Genomic DNA, 16,354 nt, shown 5'->3' with positions numbered 1-16,354 from the left:
GCCCGTACCTCTACTCTGCCTGGCCGAAAGGCTGACCGTGGGGCATATCGTCAATTCCGAGATGCCGTGCCAATGTCTGGCCTACGTCTGTAAAGCTGGAAAGGTGCCCGACCGGACCGCCGGGGCGTGCACCGCCGAGGGCGAGAACTGGGACATTCTCGCGGGTATGATCTGTTCCGCGCCAAGTCGGGTCGCAACCATGATCGGCGGTGATGACGGCAAGGTCGTCCGGGCCTAGCAGAGCTTCGAACGTTGGCAGACGCCGGTCGAAGGCTTCGAGCGCGGCAGCGTATCCCGCCGTGTCGCGGCGGTGGCCGAAATGCACGTCGAAATCGACGAAATTGACGACGATAAGGCTATCGGGCCCTGCAGTGCGTGTCTCCGTTAGGAGCAGGTCGAACATCGCGTCATTGTCCGGCGCCTTGACTTCCCTGCCGGTGCCGTCATGGGCGAAGATATCGCCGATCTTACCGATGGAGATGACGGCGCCACCGCGATCCGATTGGCGCTTCAGCAATGTTGGTGCCGGCGGCAACACGGAATAGTCCTGCCGGTTGGCAGTTCGGCGAAAGCTGGCCGCGTCTTCGCCAACAAATGGTCGGGCAATCACCCGACCGATATTCAACGGGTCGACAAGATCGCGCGCTGTCTCGCAGAGCGCGAGCAGACGGTCGAGCCCGAAATGCTGCTCGTGTGCAGCAATCTGCATCACGCTGTCGGCAGACGTGTAGAAAATCGGTTTGCCGGTGCTGATATGTTCCGCGCCGAGCTCCTCGATGATGACCGTGCCGCTGGCATGCCGGTCGCCGAGCCAGCCGGGCAGATCAGCGGCCTTCATCAACCGCTCCATCAGGTCGCGCGGAAAGCAGGGTTCCGTTTCAGGGAAATATCCCCAGTCGAAGGAGACCGGTACGCCGGTCAGCTCCCAGTGCCCGCTCGGCGTATCCTTGCCGTTGCTGATCTCGGAGGCATATCCCCAGCTTGCACCTGCTGGTGCCGCTGTCAGGTCTGGCGCTGGCTTCCCCGTACTGGCTTCGATGGCACTTCCAAGACCGATCCGGCAGAGGTTCGGCAAAGAAAGAGGACCCGAGCGCTGTTCGTTGTCCCCATGACCAGCGGCGCATGCTTCTGCAATATGGCCGACTGTATTCGCGCCTGTGTCGCCGAACGCCTCTGCATCGGGCGCGCCGCCGATACCGACGGAATCGAGAACGAGGAGGAAGGCCCGGGCCATCAGGTGATGAGCTCGACAATGGGTGAGGTTTTTGCCGGTGGATCCTCGCCAAGGGTGAAGGCGGTCTTCAGTACTGCTTCGGCGCGCGCCGCATCCGCCGCGCTCTTCGCATGAACGATCGCAAGCGGGTGTTCGCCATCGACCCTATCGCCGAGGCCGGCGATCTCAGTCAGTCCGACGGAATGGTCTATAAGATCTTTGGCGCGGCGCCGTCCGCCACCGAGCTCGACCACGACAAGGCCGACGCAGCGTGTGTCTATTGCCGTGACTGTCCCGGTGCGGTCGGCGTGAACGGCAACAACATGCGAGGCCTCGTCGAGGGCACTCGTGTCCCGCAAAAGATTGGGTGGTCCGCCCAGACCGGAGACCATCCGCTCAAATCTCTCTGCCGCGGAACCCGAGGCCAGGGTGCCGAGTAACTTCAGTGTGGCGCTCTCCCGGTTTGATGCGAGCCCGCCGGTGACCAACATTTCCGCACCAAGGGCGATAACGACGTCGTGCAGACGCTCGTCACGTCGCTCCCCGGTGAGGTAATCGATGGTTTCTCGCACCTCCACAGCATTGCCCGCGCTGTGACCGAGAACCTGATTCATGTCCGTGATAACGGCCGTGGTTTGCAGCCCCGCGCCGTTCGCCACATCGACGATGGAGCGCGCGAGAGCACGGGAATCGTCGAGCGTTTCCATGAATGCGCCGGAGCCAGTCTTCACATCCATGGCAAGGCCTTGCAGCCCGGCGGCGAGTTTCTTGGAGAGGATGGAGGCGGTGATCAGCGGAATGGATTCCACCGTTGCCGTCACGTCGCGCACGGCATAGAAGCGCCGGTCTGCCGGAGCAAGGTCTTCAGTTTGTCCGATGACGGCGCACCCTGCCTGCTCGACAACTTTGCGGAAGTGGGTGAGGGTCGGTGCGGTATCGTAGCCCCTTATTGCATCCAGCTTGTCCAGCGTGCCGCCGGTATGACCGAGCCCGCGTCCGGAGATCATCGGCACGAAACCACCGGCTGCGGCGACCATCGGCGCCAGCATCAGGCTGACCTTGTCGCCGACTCCGCCGGTCGAGTGTTTGTCCAGCACCGGGCCGCCGAGCGCGTCCGCGTCCCAGTCGATCACAGTGCCGCTGTCCCGCATCGCCAACGTGAGGGCGACCGTCTCTTCGGTTGCCATACCATTCAGGAAAACGGCCATGCCGAAAGCGGCGATCTGCGCCGAGCTCGCTTCGTCGCGGGCAATGCGTTCGACGAATGTCGCGATCTCGGTGTCCGAGAGGGCGATGCGGTCACGCTTCTTGCGGATGATTTCCTGGCTCAGCATGGCGACAGTGTCTCACTCTTTGTGCCCTAGAGTCTTCAACAGAGCATCAAGCAGGCTGCTGGCGCCGAAGCGGAATGTCTCCGGCGTGGCCCAGTCCGGCCCCATAATCTTGTCGGCGAGCCTGAGGTAGGCAATGGCCTGCTCAGTGGTGCGGATTCCGCCCGAAGGTTTCAGGCCGACCGGCTTCCCGCTCTCCCTGATTGCCTCCAGCATGATGTGGGCGGCTTCGAGGGTTGCGGAAACGGATGTCTTGCCGGTGGAGGTTTTGATGAAATCCGCGCCGGCGGCAATCGCATCCCGGCTGGAGCCTGCGATAGCCCCCGCAGTCTGCAGGCGCCCTGTTTCCAGAATGACTTTCAGATGCGCGGTGTTGCCACAGGCGCTCTTGCAAGCCTCAACCAGATTCCTGGCGATGGCGGTATTGCCATTCAGCCAATTGTCGTAGGGCCAGACCACGTCCACTTCATCCGCGCCATCTGCCACGGCCTGTTTTGTGGTTGCGACGGCGCCCGCGATATCCGGGCGACCATGCGGGAAGTTCGAGACCGTGGCGATGCGCACGGATGTTCCAGCCAGCGCGGTTTTTGCCTGCGCGACGAAAGCCGGCCAGACGCAAACGGCGGCGACCGGTCCGGCGGGTGTCACTGCGCGCTTCAGCATGGCGCCGACCGATGCCGGAGTGTCATCGTCTCCAAGGCTCGTCAGGTCGAGCATCGACAATGCGCGGGCGGCTTCACTCATGAATGGGGCCCTTCAGAAATTCCAGCAGCAGGCGGGTCATGGATTCCGCAATTTTCGCGCCCTGCTTCAGCGTATGCTCGTGGTCGAGTATCTCGTTCGCAACCATACCCGCACCAAAATTAGTTATGCCGGAAATTGCGGCAACCCTGAGGCCGGCATGCCGGGCAGCCAGCACTTCCGGGACCGTTGACATGCCGACAGCATCAGCACCGAGAATACGGAAAGCGCGAATCTCCGCCGGGGTCTCGAAGTTCGGGCCGAGCGCCCAGAGATAAGTGCCTTCATTCAGCGCCACACCCTGGGCCTCGGCGTTGCGCCGGAGCGCATCCCTCAAGCCGATGTCATAGGCCTGGGTCATATCGAAGAAACGAGATCCGAGGGCTGGATCGTTTGGTCCGATCAGCGGATTGGCGCCGGACCAATTGATATGGTCCGTCAGCATCATCAGGCTGCCGGGCGCCATGTCCTCCCGAAGACTTCCAGCGGCATTGGTTAGTACCAGTGTCTCGACACCAAGCAAGGCCAACGCCCGCACCGGCAGAACGACGTCGGACAGCGGATGGCCTTCATAGGCATGCGCCCGGCCTTGCAGGACGAAGACTTCGCGGCCCGAAAGCGTGCCATGAATCAGGCGGCCGTGATGGCCTTCAACGGCGGGCTTTGGAAAACCGGGAATGTCGTCGAATGGAACCGAGGCCGGGTTTTCCACCGCATCGGCGACGGGACCGAGGCCGCTGCCCAGTACGAGAGCGATCCTGGCGCTTCGACCGGACAGAGCTGCGCGGATGGCCTTGGCCGCAGTGCTGTAAGGGGTCACGTCCGCTCCTTTACATAAGGGGTCCCGCTGGCTTTCGGTGCGATTGCCTTACCAATGAAGCCGGCCAGCAGCACCACGGTCAGGATGTAGGGCATTGCCTGCAGGAGCTGAACCGGGAAGATGCCGATTACCGGCAGCTCGACACCCTGCAGACGGACGGCCATGGCGTCGAGGAAACCGAAAAGCAGGCAGGCGAAAAGGGTCGGCACCGGTTTCCACTTTCCGAAGATCATCGCCGCCAGCGCCATGTATCCCTTGCCTGCGGTCATGTCGCGGACGAACGCGGCGGAATGGGCCGTGGAGAGATAGGTTCCGGCAATACCGCAGAGAATTCCTGCGATTACCAGTGCGCTGTAACGCAGGCCAGTGACGCTGATCCCGGCAGTATCGACCGCCGCCGGGTTTTCGCCAACGGCCCGCAGCCGCAGTCCAAACCGGGTGCGATAAACCACCCACCAAGTGAGCGGCACGATGGCAAGGGCGAGATAGACGAGGATGTTATGGCCGCTGACCACTTCCGCATAGAGCGGTCCGATCAGCGGAATGCCGCGTGCGGCATCCGCGAAGGGTAGGGCATGTTCGGTGAAGCGGGCGGAGGCATCGAGCGTCGGTGTTCGACCTCCCTGATGGAACCAGGCAATGCCCAGCACGATTGTCAGCCCGGCAGCGACGACATTGATGGCAACGCCACTGATCACCTGATCGCCCCTGTGGGTGATGCATGCGAAGCCGTGCAGCAAAGCCAGTCCGATGGAAACGGAAACTCCCATGCCGAGTCCCGCCCATGCCGAGCCTGTAACCGCAGCGGTCGAGGCAGCAGCGAAGGCGGCCGCCAGCATTTTACCTTCCAGCCCGATATCGATAACGCCTGAGCGTTCCGAGAACAGACCGGCCATTGCCGCCAGAATCAGCGGCGTGGCGACACGCAGCGTGGCGTCTATCGTCAGCAGGATCAGGAGATATGTGTCCGCCATGCGCGCCTCCTAGTCCCGTACCGGCATCAGCCGGCTGATCAGCCGTGCAACCAGCGGATTGAACATGTAGGCGAGCGCGCCGGAGAACAGGATGATAAAACCCTGAATGACGATCACCATATCGCGTGTGATCTGCTCGAACTCGAAATCGAGTTCGGCACCGCCCTGATAGAGCGTGCCGAACAACAGACTGGCCAGCACGATGCCGATCGGATGATTGCGGCCCATCAGGGCGACGGCGATGCCGGTGAAGCCATATCCGGCGGTGAAATTCAGCAGCAGCTTGTGATGCACCCCCATGATCTCGTTGATGCCGACCATACCGGCCAGTGTCCCGGACAGCGCCATGGTCCAGAAGATCGTTTTCTTAGGGTCGATGCCGGCATAGACGGCAGCCGTTTCGTTCCGGCCGACTGTGCGGATGGCATAGCCCCAGCGCGTGCGCCAGATGAAGATGGCGACGAGGACGGAGGCGATCAGGGCGAGGATGAAAGACAGGTTCAGCGGCGAACGGGATACATCAATGCCGATTACAGCGAAGACCTGATGCGCCATCGGTAGCCAGGCGCTTTCGGCAAATTCCCGGCTTTCAGGCGACATCTGCCCTGGCTTGATCATCACATTGACCAGCAGATAGACCATCAGCGCCGAGGCGATGAAGTTGAACATGATGGTGGTGATGACGATGTGGCTGCCGCGATAGGCCTGCAACCAGCCCGGTACCGCCGCCCAGACCCCGCCGAAAACAGCCGCCCCGATCATGGCCAGGGGCAGGATCGCGTACCAGGGTAGGAGACCATCGAGCGTCAGGATGACAAGCCCGACCCCGAGCCCGCCGATATAGGCCTGCCCCTCGCCGCCGATATTGAACAGCCCGGCATGGAAAGCGACTGCGACGGCAAGCCCGGTGAAGATGAAATTGGTCGTGTAATAAAGTGTGTAGCCGATCGCCTCTTCGTACCCGAAAGCCCCGTACAGCATGACATCCAGCGCTTCGATCGGGTTTTCGCCAAGCGCCAGAATAACAAGAGCCGAGACCGCGAGTGCGGCCAGGATATTCAGGGCGGGGATGACCCCGACATCGACCCATTTCGGGAGTTTGATCGGTTGGCTCATATGGCTTTGTCACCCTCGGGACTGCCCTGAGGGGCGTCGTCTTCTGAAATATTCGCCATCATCAGGCCGATGCGTTTGGGGTCGGCTTCCGCCGAGTCCATCTGGCCGACGATACGGCCGTCCGACATAACGAGGATGCGGTCGGAGAGGGACATGATCTCGTCCAGCTCTACGGATACGAGCAGTACCGCCGCGCCCCGGTCGCGCATGGCGACGAGGGTGTTGTGGATGAACTCAATGGCGCCGATATCGACGCCGCGTGTCGGCTGGCCAACCAGTAACAGCTTGGGTTGGGTTTCCAACTCACGTGCCAGAACGATTTTCTGCTGGTTCCCGCCGGAGAACATGGCTGCGGCCAGATGCGGGTTGGGTGGCCGCACGTCATAGCGCTCCATCTCGGCCGCGCAATCTGCGACAGCTGCCTCGCGGTCCAGCAGAATGCCGTTGTTGAACTGCTCCCATCCGTGATGTCCGAGAATGTGGTTCTCGTGCGCCGGGAAGGCGGTGACCAGGCCCATGTGATGCCGGTCTTCCGGCACATGGGCGATACCGAGGTCGCGCGCTTCATGCGGGCTGTAGGGTACCGCAGCGGAAACGGTGCGGGTTCCGTTAATCGAGAAGGAACCGTTGGAAAGCGGGCGGATACCGGCAAGTGCATGGAGCAGCTCGCTCTGCCCGTTACCGGCAACCCCGGCAATGCCGACGATCTCGCCCGCCCGAACGGTGAAGCTGGCAGCTTTCACTCGGTCCACGCCCTTCGCATCGACGACGCTGAGGCCGTCGACCTGAAGGATTGTATCGCCTGTCTTCGGCGCTGCCTTGTCCACGCGCAGCAGGACCTTGCGGCCGACCATAAGTTCGGCAAGTTCCTCGGCACTGGTCTCCGATGTCTTCCGGTGCGCGACCATCTCACCAAGGCGCATGACGGAGACGCTATCAGTCGCAGCGAGAATTTCGCGCAGCTTGTGGGTGATCAGGATAATTGTGACGCCGCGTTCCCGGAGCGCGTCCAGAATCTCGAACAGCCGGTCTGCTTCCTGTGGCGTCAGCACGCCGGTAGGCTCGTCCAGCACCAGAATGCGGGCGCCGCGCACCAGCGCTTTCAGGATCTCGACCCGCTGCTGCTGGCCGACCGAAAGATCGCCGACAAGCACGTCCGGATCGACTGTCAGTCCGTAATCCGTAGAAAGCCGCGCTAGTTCGGCCCTTGCCGCCTGCTCACCCCTGTCAAGCAGAGCGCCGCCCTCTGAGCCGAGCATTACATTGTCGAGCACGCTCATCGTGTCGACCAACATGAAGTGCTGGTGCACCATGCCGATACCCAGATCGATAGCGGCGCGGCTGGAATGAATGGTGACGAGAGTGCCATCGACCAGAATTTCGCCTGCATCGGCATGATAGAAGCCGTAGAGGATCGACATCAGGGTCGATTTACCCGCACCGTTCTCGCCAACGATACCGTGAACGGTGCCCGGTATGACGCGCAACGTCACATCCCGGTTTGCCTGAACCGGGCCGAAATTCTTGCAGATGCCCTTCAACTCGATGGCGGGCGGCGGCAAGCCGCCCGCCATGGGCTGTTGATGATCAGATGTCATGTTTTCTGATACGCGGCCTTTAGTAAGGGCAGGTGTTGTCGGCCATGTAGTCATGCACCTTGATCTCGCCAGACTTGATGCCTGCCTCGGCCTTTGCGACCGCTGCTTTCATCTCATCGGTGATCATAGGTTTGTTGTGCTCGTCCAACGCCCAGCCGACGCCGTTCTCGCCGAGACCGAGGACATTGATACCCGGCTTCAGTTCGCCCGCTTTGGCGCTTTGGAAGACATTGTAAGCAGCGATGTCCACGCGCTTCAGCATGGAGGTCAGCATGGTGCCTGGATGCAGGTAATTCTGGTTGCTGTCGACGCCGATGGCTTTCTTGCCTGCGTCGTCTGCGGCCTGCAGCACGCCGAGACCGGTGGAGCCGGCGGCGGCGAAGACGATGTCTGCGCCACGATCAAACTGACTGCGTGCAAGCTCCGCGCCCTTGGTTGGGTCGTTCCAGGCGGCCGGGGTGCTGCCGGTCATGTTCTGCAGAACCTCAATGTCCTTGTTTGCCCATTGGGCGCCGCCGACATAGCCGCAGGCGAAACGGCGGATCAACGGAATGTCCATGCCGCCAACAAAGCCGAGCTTGCCGGTTTCGGAGGCTTTCGCCGCCAACACGCCGACCAGAAACGAGCCTTCATGCTCGTTGAAAACAATGGACTGGACGTTCGGCACATCGACGACGCTGTCGATGATGGCGAAACTGGTGTCCGGATATTCCTTGGCGATCTTCTCGATAGCCGGACCCTGGGCGAAGCCAACACCGAGGATCGGGTTGGCGCCCTTGCGCGCCATGCGGCGGATCGCCTGCTCGCGTTGAGTTTCGTTGGTTACTTCGAATTCGAGATACTTGACTCCGGTTTCCTTGGAAAAGCGCTCAGCTCCTTCGTAGACACCTTCATTGAAGCTCTTGTCGAATTTGCCACCCATGTCGAACACGACGGCCGGCTTGAATTCGGCGGCATCGGCAGCGGCGCCGATCCCGATTGCGGCGATCGCCGCGATTACCCACTGTTTCATTCTCTGCCACCCCTGTTTATTAAGGCCGCTCAGGGCCTGTTCTCGGATTGCCATCCGTACCGGTAGTCTAAAAAAGAAACCGGCTGGAGTCCTACTGCTTTTACCGTTTAGTAAAACTGCGGAAATCCCGCAGGTTTCAGAGATCGCCGGGGGATAGCCGATGAGTGGACCGCGCCTCAAGTCGAAAATGCTGGTTCAAGCCGGATTGCGCCAATGCATGGCACTTGGCCTGATGGCAACCGTGGTGCGCTCAGGGGATGACGATGCGGGCACAGTTTATCTCAAGATCAACCGTCTAGGACCCGGCTTCACGATCCTGGCGTTGGCTCGTGAGCTGGATGGCAACCTGAAATGGCGGTCGCGAACAGGCGAGGAGCCAGTGCCGGAAGCAGATGCGGATGCCGTTCTGGAAAAGGAGCGCCGGATAGATCCGGACATCTGGGTTCTTGAAATAGAGGATCGCGAGGGCCGCAATCCGCTGGAAGACGCTATGTTCTTCTAAAGTGGGTATTCAGGCCGGATCCAGGACCGCCCAACAAGCCGGTCCTGGATCGGATTGAAGTATTTCAGTTTATTCGGCGTCGACCGCGACCTGGACCTTGACCATCTTGTCGGGGTCGACCGGCGGCTCGCCCTTCTTGATCATGTCGACGAATTCCATTCCTTCGGTGACCTCACCCCAGACGGTGTACTGGCCGTCGAGGAAGCGGGCATCCTTGAAGCAGATGAAGAACTGGCTGTCTGCACTGTTCGGGCTCTGCGAGCGTGCCGCGCCGACCGTGCCGCGCTGGAACGGCGCGTCGGAGAATTCGGCATCCAGCTTCTGGCCGGAGCCGCCCATGCCGGAACCGGTCGGATCGCCTGTCTGTGCCATGAAGCCGTCGATCACACGGTGAAAGACGATGCCATCATAGAAGCCTTCGCGGGCCAGTTCCTTGACCCGAGCCACATGCTTCGGAGCCAGGTCGGGTTTCAGTTCGATGACCACACGGCCGTGGTCGAGATCGATGAAGAGGGTGTTTTCCTGATCACTCAAGGTTTCGATCCTTTTCTGAGTTTCTGGGGCGAGGCGAGTTGAGGACTTATTGAGCGTCCGCGGCTACCTGCAGTTTCACGATATGATCCGGAGTGCGAGGCGGCTCGCCGCGCTTGATCATGTCCACGAATTCCATGCCTTTCGAGACTACGCCCCAAATGGTGTATTTTCCGTTGAGAAACTGGCAATCCGTAAAGCAGATGAACCACTGGCTGTCTGCGCTGTTCGGATTGCTCGACCGTGCTGCGCCAACAGTGCCGCGCACGAAGGGTGCATTACTGAATTCGGCGTCGAGCTTCTGGCCGGACCCACCCATGCCGGTACCGGTCGGATCGCCTGTCTGTGCCATGAAGCCGTCGATCACCCGGTGGAAGATGATGCCGTCGTAGAATTTCTCCCGCGCCAGCTCTTTGACCCGTGCCACATGCATTGGGGCCAGGTCGGGGCGCAGCTCTATTTCGACGCGTCCATAGTCGAGGTCGAGATAAAGTGTATTTTCAAGATCCGCAGCGCGCGCCGGGCCAGTCAACAGGACTGCCGTCATCAGCACCAATAGGGCGCAAAGGCGATGGGCCATGTATGCCTCCGAGATTGAGCGTTTCCGGCGGCACCATAAACGACCGCGCTCAACGGGCAAGACCGAACAGAGTTTCTGTATCCAGATGGACTTCCAAATGATCGGCAAGCCGATCGAGGACGCTGTCAATCTCGGTGGTGAAATTCATCTCCGAGAAACGGGAGGCGCCCAGCCCGGCGAGAAAGCTCCGGCGGAAGTCGTCATCCGAGAACATTCCATGTAGATAGCTGCCGGCGATTTGCCCTGAGGCGGAGACGGCGCCGTCCTGATGCGCGCCGTTTCCATCATCAATAGTCGCGAAGGGTCGGGTTCTGTCGGGACCATCGGTCCGGCCGATATGGATCTCGTAACCCGTAATCGGTTCCCCGGTGACGGCGAAGCCGGTGACGCGGGTCAGGGCTTTTTCCGGGGACAGTACTGTTTCGACATCCAGCAGCTCGAGTCCTTCAGCTGATCCGGCGGGGCCTTCCAATCCGTCCGGATCATGTATCTTGCGGCCGAGCATTTGGTAGCCGCCGCAGATCCCGAGCACCCTGCCGCCGCGCCGGGCATGCGCGGCGATATCCACATCCCAGCCCTGTGCGCGCAGGTCGGCGAGGTCGCCGATAGTCGATTTCGAGCCAGGGATCAGGATCAGCGCGGCATCACCGGGCAGGGCACGTCCGGGCTCCACGATATCAAGCGTGATGTCCGGCTCCAGTCGCAACGGGTCAAGATCGTCGAAATTGGCGATGCGGGAAAGGCGGGGGACAGCGATTTTAACCGGCCCATTGGTCTCCCTGATCGCGCTTTCTAGGGCGACGGCATCTTCGGCCGGGAGTTTCCGGGCCTCTGCAAAATATGGCACCACGCCGAGCGAGAGCCAGCCGGTCCTGTCCGTGACGAGGCGTAACCCTTCATCGAAAAGTGAGACGTCGCCGCGAAATTTATTGATCAGGTAGGCAGCGATACGCGTGCGGTCTGCCTCCGGGATTACCGCGTCAGTGCCGACCAGGGATGCTATGACACCGCCGCGGTCGATATCGCCGATCAGCACTACTGGGCATCCCACGGCTTCGGCGAACCCCATATTTGCGATATCACCGGCCCGCAGATTGACCTCCGCCGGGCTGCCGGCGCCTTCGATAAGGATGAGATCGGCATCTTCCTTCAGACGTGTGAAGCTTTCGCAGACCGCTCCCAGCAGATCCGGCTTCATGGCCTGATAGGCGCGTGCCTTGGCGTGACCGCGCGCCTTGCCCTGCACAACCACCTGGGAGCCAAGATCGGTTTCGGGTTTCAGTAGTACCGGGTTCATATCCGTATGTGGCTCGATCCCGCATGCGCGGGCCTGCAATGCCTGCGCCCGGCCGATCTCGCCGCCATCGACAGTGACGGCGGCATTGTTGGACATGTTCTGTGGTTTGAACGGACGGACTCTGAGACCATTTCGTGCCGCCAGTCGGCATAAACCGGCAACCAGAACGGATTTCCCGACATCCGAACCAGTTCCCTGAAACATCAACGCTTTTGCCGTCATTTTTGCCACGCGTCCCATGCTCCCTTGCAGGCTAATACCGTAGGTGGATTTATTTGTCTTGTTTACGAAATGTTCAGGTTTAGCGGGTAAAAAAGTACCAAGCCAGCGTTGTTCTTCGGACGGGCGCTAGCAACGAAACACTCGAGCCTTTCGACTTCGCTCCCTCCCTCTCGGCTCGAGCTAGGGCGGTCCTTCGGGGCCGCCCGACCTATTTATGCTCCAAGAAATACTGGCCGATTTCCGCGCGTTCTCAGGAAAAATAAATACAGACCATTTTTGGTCCTTTATTTCGTATTGACAATCAATCGCAAAAAGCATCATATGCGAATGACTCTCAATTGCGGGTATCGCGCGATGTATGTGTGTCTATGCAATGGATTTACCAATCGCTGTGTCGACAAGGCTATTGATGCCGGGGCGAGAACAGTTGGTCAGGTGTACCAGAATGTCGGCTGCCGTCCGCAGTGCGGCACCTGTATGAATACCATCCGCGAACAGCTCTCTGCGCGAACAGGAGAGATCGAAATGTCCTCCACGGATGCCGCATAGGTGCTGAGTAAAGCCTTAAGCTATTGTTATATTGAGTTTAATTCGCAATATTGATTTCGCTAACACGCTTGGAATTATTCTAAACAGTGTTATCTTCCGCTCCGGGACATTCATTCTGGAGCAAGGCCTATGAAGGGCGACAGCAAGGTTCTCGAGTTTCTGAACAATGGTCTGAAGGGCGAGTTGACCGCCATCAGCCAGTATTTTCTGCACGCTAAGATGTTGCAGGATTGGGGTTTTTCGAAGCTCGGCAAGCACGAGTACGACGAATCCATCGACGAGATGAAGCATGCGGAAACGCTTATGGCGCGCATCCTTTTCCTCGAAGGCGTGCCGAATCTGCAATATCTCGACAAGCTGTTGATCGGCGAGGATGTCAAAGAGATCTTCGAAGGCGACATGAAGCTCGAGCTGGACGGCATTGCCAATTACAAGGCCGGCATCAAGCATTGTGAGGCTGTCGGTGACTATGTAACCCGTGATCTCTTTGCCGAGATCCTCGAAGACGAGGAAGGTCATGTCGATTACATCGAGACTCAGCTCGGTATGATCGACAAGATGGGCATTCAGAACTATCTGCTGCTTCAGTCCGAAGCGAATGAGATGGATTGAAGCTGATCTATTGAACGGATTTGCTGCGTATTAGGGCATCATGCCGAAAGGCAGGGTGCCCTTTGCGTTTTGGGCGCCAACATCCCAAGGCGCGCTTATGCATCTGATGCCGCTGTTGCGCCGGATGCATACACTGTCTGGGCCAGAAGCAATGCAGCCTGCGCTGTTGCCCGAATGCTGACTTGCTCCATCCACATGCTCAAACGGGACTCCACAAGGTCGGTCTGCCGCTGACGTGCGGCATTGAGCATTCTGAGCAGCACCTGCTCGTCAATGCTGAGTGGGGCGGCCGGTGTGTTGGCGATAGCGAGGCTGCGCCGGCTGCCGAGGACCAGCATGGTCATCATCCGGTTCAGCGGTGCAAGAGCGGGGACCAATCCCGAAAACTCGAACGCGTCCAGAATCGAGCCGGTTGCGCAACGACGCTCCTTGTGGGCGCGCATCCATTGTCGCATGCCCCAGAGAATCAGGGCTTCGAACTCGTCCAGCGCAGGTGTGATCAGTGTGGAAGGGAGTGGCCCACTCCCGGTCCGGGCCTGAATGTCAGTTTGTGCTGTCAGCAAGTGCTGCACGATGTATCTCTCCCGTAGTATGGTCAGGATACATTAGTGATTATGAGAATGAGTTGCAATTAAAACAATTCATCTCACGAGCGATGACTCACCGTTTTTCCCGCCAAATCGTAACAGGCGGAGACAATGGTCTGGAGTCCTGCATCGAGGCTACCCAACTCGACAGACTTGGCCGCACCTATGGCCGTTTCAAGCATGGCATCATCACGTGTCGCCCGGACGAAAAATTGTGTCAGCGCCTTGCCGGGAAGTTCTTTTGCCGGATTGTTCAGCACACGCGTCGCACCGAGCGTTTCAATCCGCTTGGCGGTCACGAGGTGTTCCAGGTTCCAGGGCAGAATCGCTTGCGGGGTTCCGGCCATGGTTCCGGCAACCGCTGTCGAAAGGCCGCCATGGTGCACCAGAAGCCGTGCCTTCGGCATGACCTCGTTGAAGGGCAGAGGCGTCGGGCTGATCCGGAATCGGGCCGTGGAATTCGAGCGTGCTGCCCCGGCGTTGATGCCGCTGATATAGGCGAGAACCTGGAGGCCGCTTTGTTTCAGGGAATCGATCGCCAACTTCAGCTGCGGATGGGAATGCGGCATATAGAAGAACACACCATCCGCCGGACGCTGGTCCTTCGGCAGCGGCGTGATGTCCGTCGGCATGTTGAAAGGCGGGACTGTCTTTTCCTCGCGGTGGGCTGCGTAGGGATCGACGATAGAAAGGGTGAGCGGAAAAGACCGGTCGCCGTGAAAGGCATCACTCAGATAAGGCAGCTTTCCTTCGCCGCGTAATCGCAGCACCTTGTTGATGATGGCGAGCAATTTCGCCTCATGCTCTTTCGAAAAATCTTCCAACCTTTCCTGCCAAGGCCGGATCGGCGGCATCGGGCGGCCGCCAGGCGGCATGGTGTAGCCGTTTCCGATGGTCATGGACGGGATCCGGCCGCGTGCCGCGATGTTCATGGTCGGGCTGAAATCGCCGATCACCAGATCCGGGCGCACAGCGTTGAACAAGCCGCACCAGGCTTCGAGCCGTGATGCGAAGGCGCGTTCGTCGCCGTAGTCGATCAGGTTCAGCACATCGGCGAAGGAATGGGTCGGTATCGTACGCGCCTTCGGATCGGACGGCATGTTCCAGCGGGGAATCGGAAGCAAACTATAGCCGTCCGGCAATTTGCCTGTACCCGGATCCCAGAATGCATCCGCGCGTTCCGTTTCCTGCAGGGCCAGGAAGATCTCTGCGCCTTGTTCCCGAAGCGCTCGGGCGATTGGCTTGATCCTGTTAATGTGGCCTAACCCGGCTCCGAATTCCCACCCGAATAAAATGCGCATCAACCGTTACTTTTCGGTACTTTGATTTCTCCGCATAGTGACGGCGCAGATTCGGAAAGCAAGCTGGGAAAGAACGGAATATGGAACAACCGAGGCAATTGCCAGTCGGAGAGGAGGTCTTCCTCGATCATATAGCGCACTTTGTACCAGATATGGCGGAGGCTCATCGCGAGTTCAATCGGCTCGGGTTCGTGCAGACTCCCTATACCGAGCACCGCCATATTGTTGGTGAGGAGACGGAGCCGGTGCCGTCTGGAACGGCCAACCGGTGCATCATGCTCCCCGAAGGATATATCGAGGTGATCTCGGTCTCGGATGCCACAACGCCGCTTGGTGAGCGTTCGACGGCGCAGATGGAGCGTTATGTCGGCCTGCATCTGATTGCCTTCTCCTGCGCGGACCCGGAAAGTGTACAGGGGCGGTTGACGCTTACGGGGTTTCATCCAGAGCCTCTGGTGCACCTGAAACGTCCGATCAGTCTGGCCAGCGGGGGGGAGGACGAGGCTTCTTTCACGGTATGCCGGGTACGGCCGCAGGACATGCCGGAGGGGCGGGTGCAATATGTCGCGCACCATACCGAGGAGATCGTCTGGCAGGACCGCTGGCTTCATCATGGCAATGGCATTGTCGCGCTGCGCGATGTGGTGGTCGGTGTAGAGACTCTCGATAAGGCGGCAGCGCGCTATTGCTGGTTTCTCAACCGTGGTGGCCCTAAGCCTGTGAGCGAGCATGTCTGGCGCATCCCTCTCGACCGCGGCGGTGTCGTGATCGTTGACGAGGGGGTGCTCGGCGATCTTGCGCCAGACGCCGAGTTACCTGATGACGGCCCACTGATCGTCGGTTACGGGTTGCTGTCCGAAGATCTGGCGAAGACTGCGGCTTTTCTGACGGAGCGCGGTTTTTCCCCGGAGAGCATGGACGGTTTTCTCCGTTTGTCCTTGCCTGAAACCATAGGCGGAACGCTGTTTATTGCGGAGGATGAGGCGAAATTACCCTGGATCAAAGGATAGAATCACAAAAGCGCTAGCAAATGCGTGTAGAACAGCCTCGGATTTAGAGGAGCCCAGTCATGTCCAAGACTTTGGTTGCGGCAATGATGAGTGCGACGCGGCAGACTCAGGAAGAACACAGATTCATAATCCAGGATGACGCACTCTGGTCGAAGACACAGATCAGGATCAATCGTGCTTTCGCGGAATTTGTCGACGAGAAGGTATTTCCTGACGAGATGGTGGACTTCGAGATTAACGCCTCCTTTAAGAACGAAGAGCATAAATGTGTAACAGCAATGGGTCAGGTGGTGTTCGAGCGCGGCCTGATTCCATTTACTCTGATGATCAGTGAGCGTGGGGATCGAGATTAATCCAT

The 16,354-nt window shown here is 59.6% G+C and carries 18 protein-coding genes; 5 read left to right on the top strand and 13 right to left on the bottom strand.

Annotated elements, in window-relative coordinates; translation table 11 throughout:
• Window positions 1-10 precede the first annotated feature (10 nt).
• From ABJ076_RS01545 to ABJ076_RS01510, 8 genes are read right to left on the bottom strand one after another with little or no spacing between them, the layout of a single operon-like run.
• Window positions 11-1,234: a phosphopentomutase gene (locus tag ABJ076_RS01545; protein ID WP_348191293.1), complete on the bottom strand. Its 1,224-nt coding sequence runs from the start codon at window positions 1,232-1,234 to the stop codon at window positions 11-13.
• Window positions 1,234-2,547, bottom strand: coding sequence for a thymidine phosphorylase (gene deoA, locus ABJ076_RS01540; protein WP_348191295.1), 1,314 nt, complete (start codon window positions 2,545-2,547; stop codon window positions 1,234-1,236). The genes ABJ076_RS01545 and deoA overlap by 1 nt, the downstream gene beginning before the upstream one ends.
• Window positions 2,548-2,559: 12 nt before the next feature.
• A complete protein-coding gene (gene deoC, locus ABJ076_RS01535) occupies window positions 2,560-3,288 on the bottom strand; it encodes a deoxyribose-phosphate aldolase (RefSeq protein ID WP_348191298.1) in 729 nt (242 codons plus the stop codon).
• Window positions 3,281-4,105, bottom strand: a complete 825-nt coding sequence (locus ABJ076_RS01530; RefSeq protein WP_348191301.1) for a purine-nucleoside phosphorylase — start codon at window positions 4,103-4,105, stop codon at window positions 3,281-3,283. The genes deoC and ABJ076_RS01530 overlap by 8 nt, the downstream gene beginning before the upstream one ends.
• Window positions 4,102-5,079: an ABC transporter permease gene (locus tag ABJ076_RS01525; RefSeq protein WP_348191304.1), complete on the bottom strand. Its 978-nt coding sequence runs from the start codon at window positions 5,077-5,079 to the stop codon at window positions 4,102-4,104. Before ABJ076_RS01525 ends, ABJ076_RS01530 begins: the two co-directional genes overlap by 4 nt.
• A gap of 9 nt (window positions 5,080-5,088) precedes the next feature.
• Window positions 5,089-6,195: an ABC transporter permease gene (locus ABJ076_RS01520; protein WP_348191307.1), complete on the bottom strand. Its 1,107-nt coding sequence runs from the start codon at window positions 6,193-6,195 to the stop codon at window positions 5,089-5,091.
• Entirely contained in the window at window positions 6,192-7,793 is a 1,602-nt protein-coding gene (locus tag ABJ076_RS01515) for an ABC transporter ATP-binding protein (RefSeq protein WP_348191310.1), read from the bottom strand. The genes ABJ076_RS01520 and ABJ076_RS01515 overlap by 4 nt, the downstream gene beginning before the upstream one ends.
• Before the next feature lie 19 nt (window positions 7,794-7,812).
• Complete coding sequence (locus tag ABJ076_RS01510) at window positions 7,813-8,805, bottom strand: BMP family ABC transporter substrate-binding protein (protein ID WP_348191313.1); 993 nt, start codon at window positions 8,803-8,805, stop codon at window positions 7,813-7,815.
• 160 nt (window positions 8,806-8,965) lie between these two features.
• On the opposite strand from ABJ076_RS01510, the gene ABJ076_RS01505 reads away from it, so the two are divergent.
• Window positions 8,966-9,307 carry a DUF1491 family protein gene (locus tag ABJ076_RS01505; protein ID WP_348191316.1) on the top strand — a complete coding sequence of 114 codons (342 nt, stop codon included), beginning with the start codon at window positions 8,966-8,968 and terminating at the stop codon, window positions 9,305-9,307.
• Window positions 9,308-9,376: 69 nt separating this feature from the next.
• Here ABJ076_RS01505 and ABJ076_RS01500 read toward each other — a convergent pair whose 3' ends face one another.
• From ABJ076_RS01500 to ABJ076_RS01490, 3 genes are read right to left on the bottom strand one after another with little or no spacing between them, the layout of a single operon-like run.
• Window positions 9,377-9,841: a peptidylprolyl isomerase gene (locus ABJ076_RS01500; RefSeq protein WP_348191319.1), complete on the bottom strand. Its 465-nt coding sequence runs from the start codon at window positions 9,839-9,841 to the stop codon at window positions 9,377-9,379.
• A 46-nt stretch (window positions 9,842-9,887) separates the two neighbouring features.
• Window positions 9,888-10,418 carry a peptidylprolyl isomerase gene (locus ABJ076_RS01495; protein WP_348191322.1) on the bottom strand — a complete coding sequence of 177 codons (531 nt, stop codon included), beginning with the start codon at window positions 10,416-10,418 and terminating at the stop codon, window positions 9,888-9,890.
• Window positions 10,419-10,467: 49 nt separating this feature from the next.
• Window positions 10,468-11,937 carry a cobyric acid synthase gene (locus tag ABJ076_RS01490; protein ID WP_348191550.1) on the bottom strand — a complete coding sequence of 490 codons (1,470 nt, stop codon included), beginning with the start codon at window positions 11,935-11,937 and terminating at the stop codon, window positions 10,468-10,470.
• Window positions 11,938-12,258: 321 nt separating this feature from the next.
• Here ABJ076_RS01490 and ABJ076_RS01485 point away from each other — a divergent pair, with 321 nt between their 5' ends.
• Entirely contained in the window at window positions 12,259-12,486 is a 228-nt protein-coding gene (locus ABJ076_RS01485; RefSeq protein ID WP_348202578.1) for a (2Fe-2S)-binding protein, read from the top strand.
• A gap of 129 nt (window positions 12,487-12,615) precedes the next feature.
• The gene (gene bfr / locus ABJ076_RS01480; RefSeq protein ID WP_028465942.1) at window positions 12,616-13,098 is read left to right on the top strand and encodes a bacterioferritin; all 483 of its coding nucleotides are present in this window, start codon (window positions 12,616-12,618) and stop codon (window positions 13,096-13,098) included.
• A 95-nt stretch (window positions 13,099-13,193) separates the two neighbouring features.
• Here the strand turns inward: bfr and ABJ076_RS01475 are convergent, their stop codons facing one another.
• Window positions 13,194-13,670 carry a hypothetical protein gene (locus ABJ076_RS01475; protein WP_348191327.1) on the bottom strand — a complete coding sequence of 159 codons (477 nt, stop codon included), beginning with the start codon at window positions 13,668-13,670 and terminating at the stop codon, window positions 13,194-13,196.
• 74 nt (window positions 13,671-13,744) lie between these two features.
• A complete protein-coding gene (locus ABJ076_RS01470) occupies window positions 13,745-14,986 on the bottom strand; it encodes a nucleotide disphospho-sugar-binding domain-containing protein (protein ID WP_348191330.1) in 1,242 nt (413 codons plus the stop codon).
• Between the two features lie 80 nt (window positions 14,987-15,066).
• On the opposite strand from ABJ076_RS01470, the gene ABJ076_RS01465 reads away from it, so the two are divergent.
• Together ABJ076_RS01465 and ABJ076_RS01460 are read left to right on the top strand one after the other, a co-directional pair.
• Window positions 15,067-15,996 (top strand): VOC family protein, encoded by a 930-nt coding sequence (locus ABJ076_RS01465; protein WP_348191333.1) that lies wholly within the window; start codon window positions 15,067-15,069, stop codon window positions 15,994-15,996.
• Between the two features lie 59 nt (window positions 15,997-16,055).
• The gene (locus ABJ076_RS01460) at window positions 16,056-16,349 is read left to right on the top strand and encodes a hypothetical protein (RefSeq protein WP_348191336.1); all 294 of its coding nucleotides are present in this window, start codon (window positions 16,056-16,058) and stop codon (window positions 16,347-16,349) included.
• The last annotated feature ends 5 nt before the right edge of the window (window positions 16,350-16,354 follow it).

Source organism: Nisaea sp. (assembly GCF_039990255.1).
Lineage (GTDB): Bacteria > Pseudomonadota > Alphaproteobacteria > Thalassobaculales > Thalassobaculaceae > Nisaea.
This window is presented reverse-complemented; position numbering and strand designations above follow the sequence as displayed.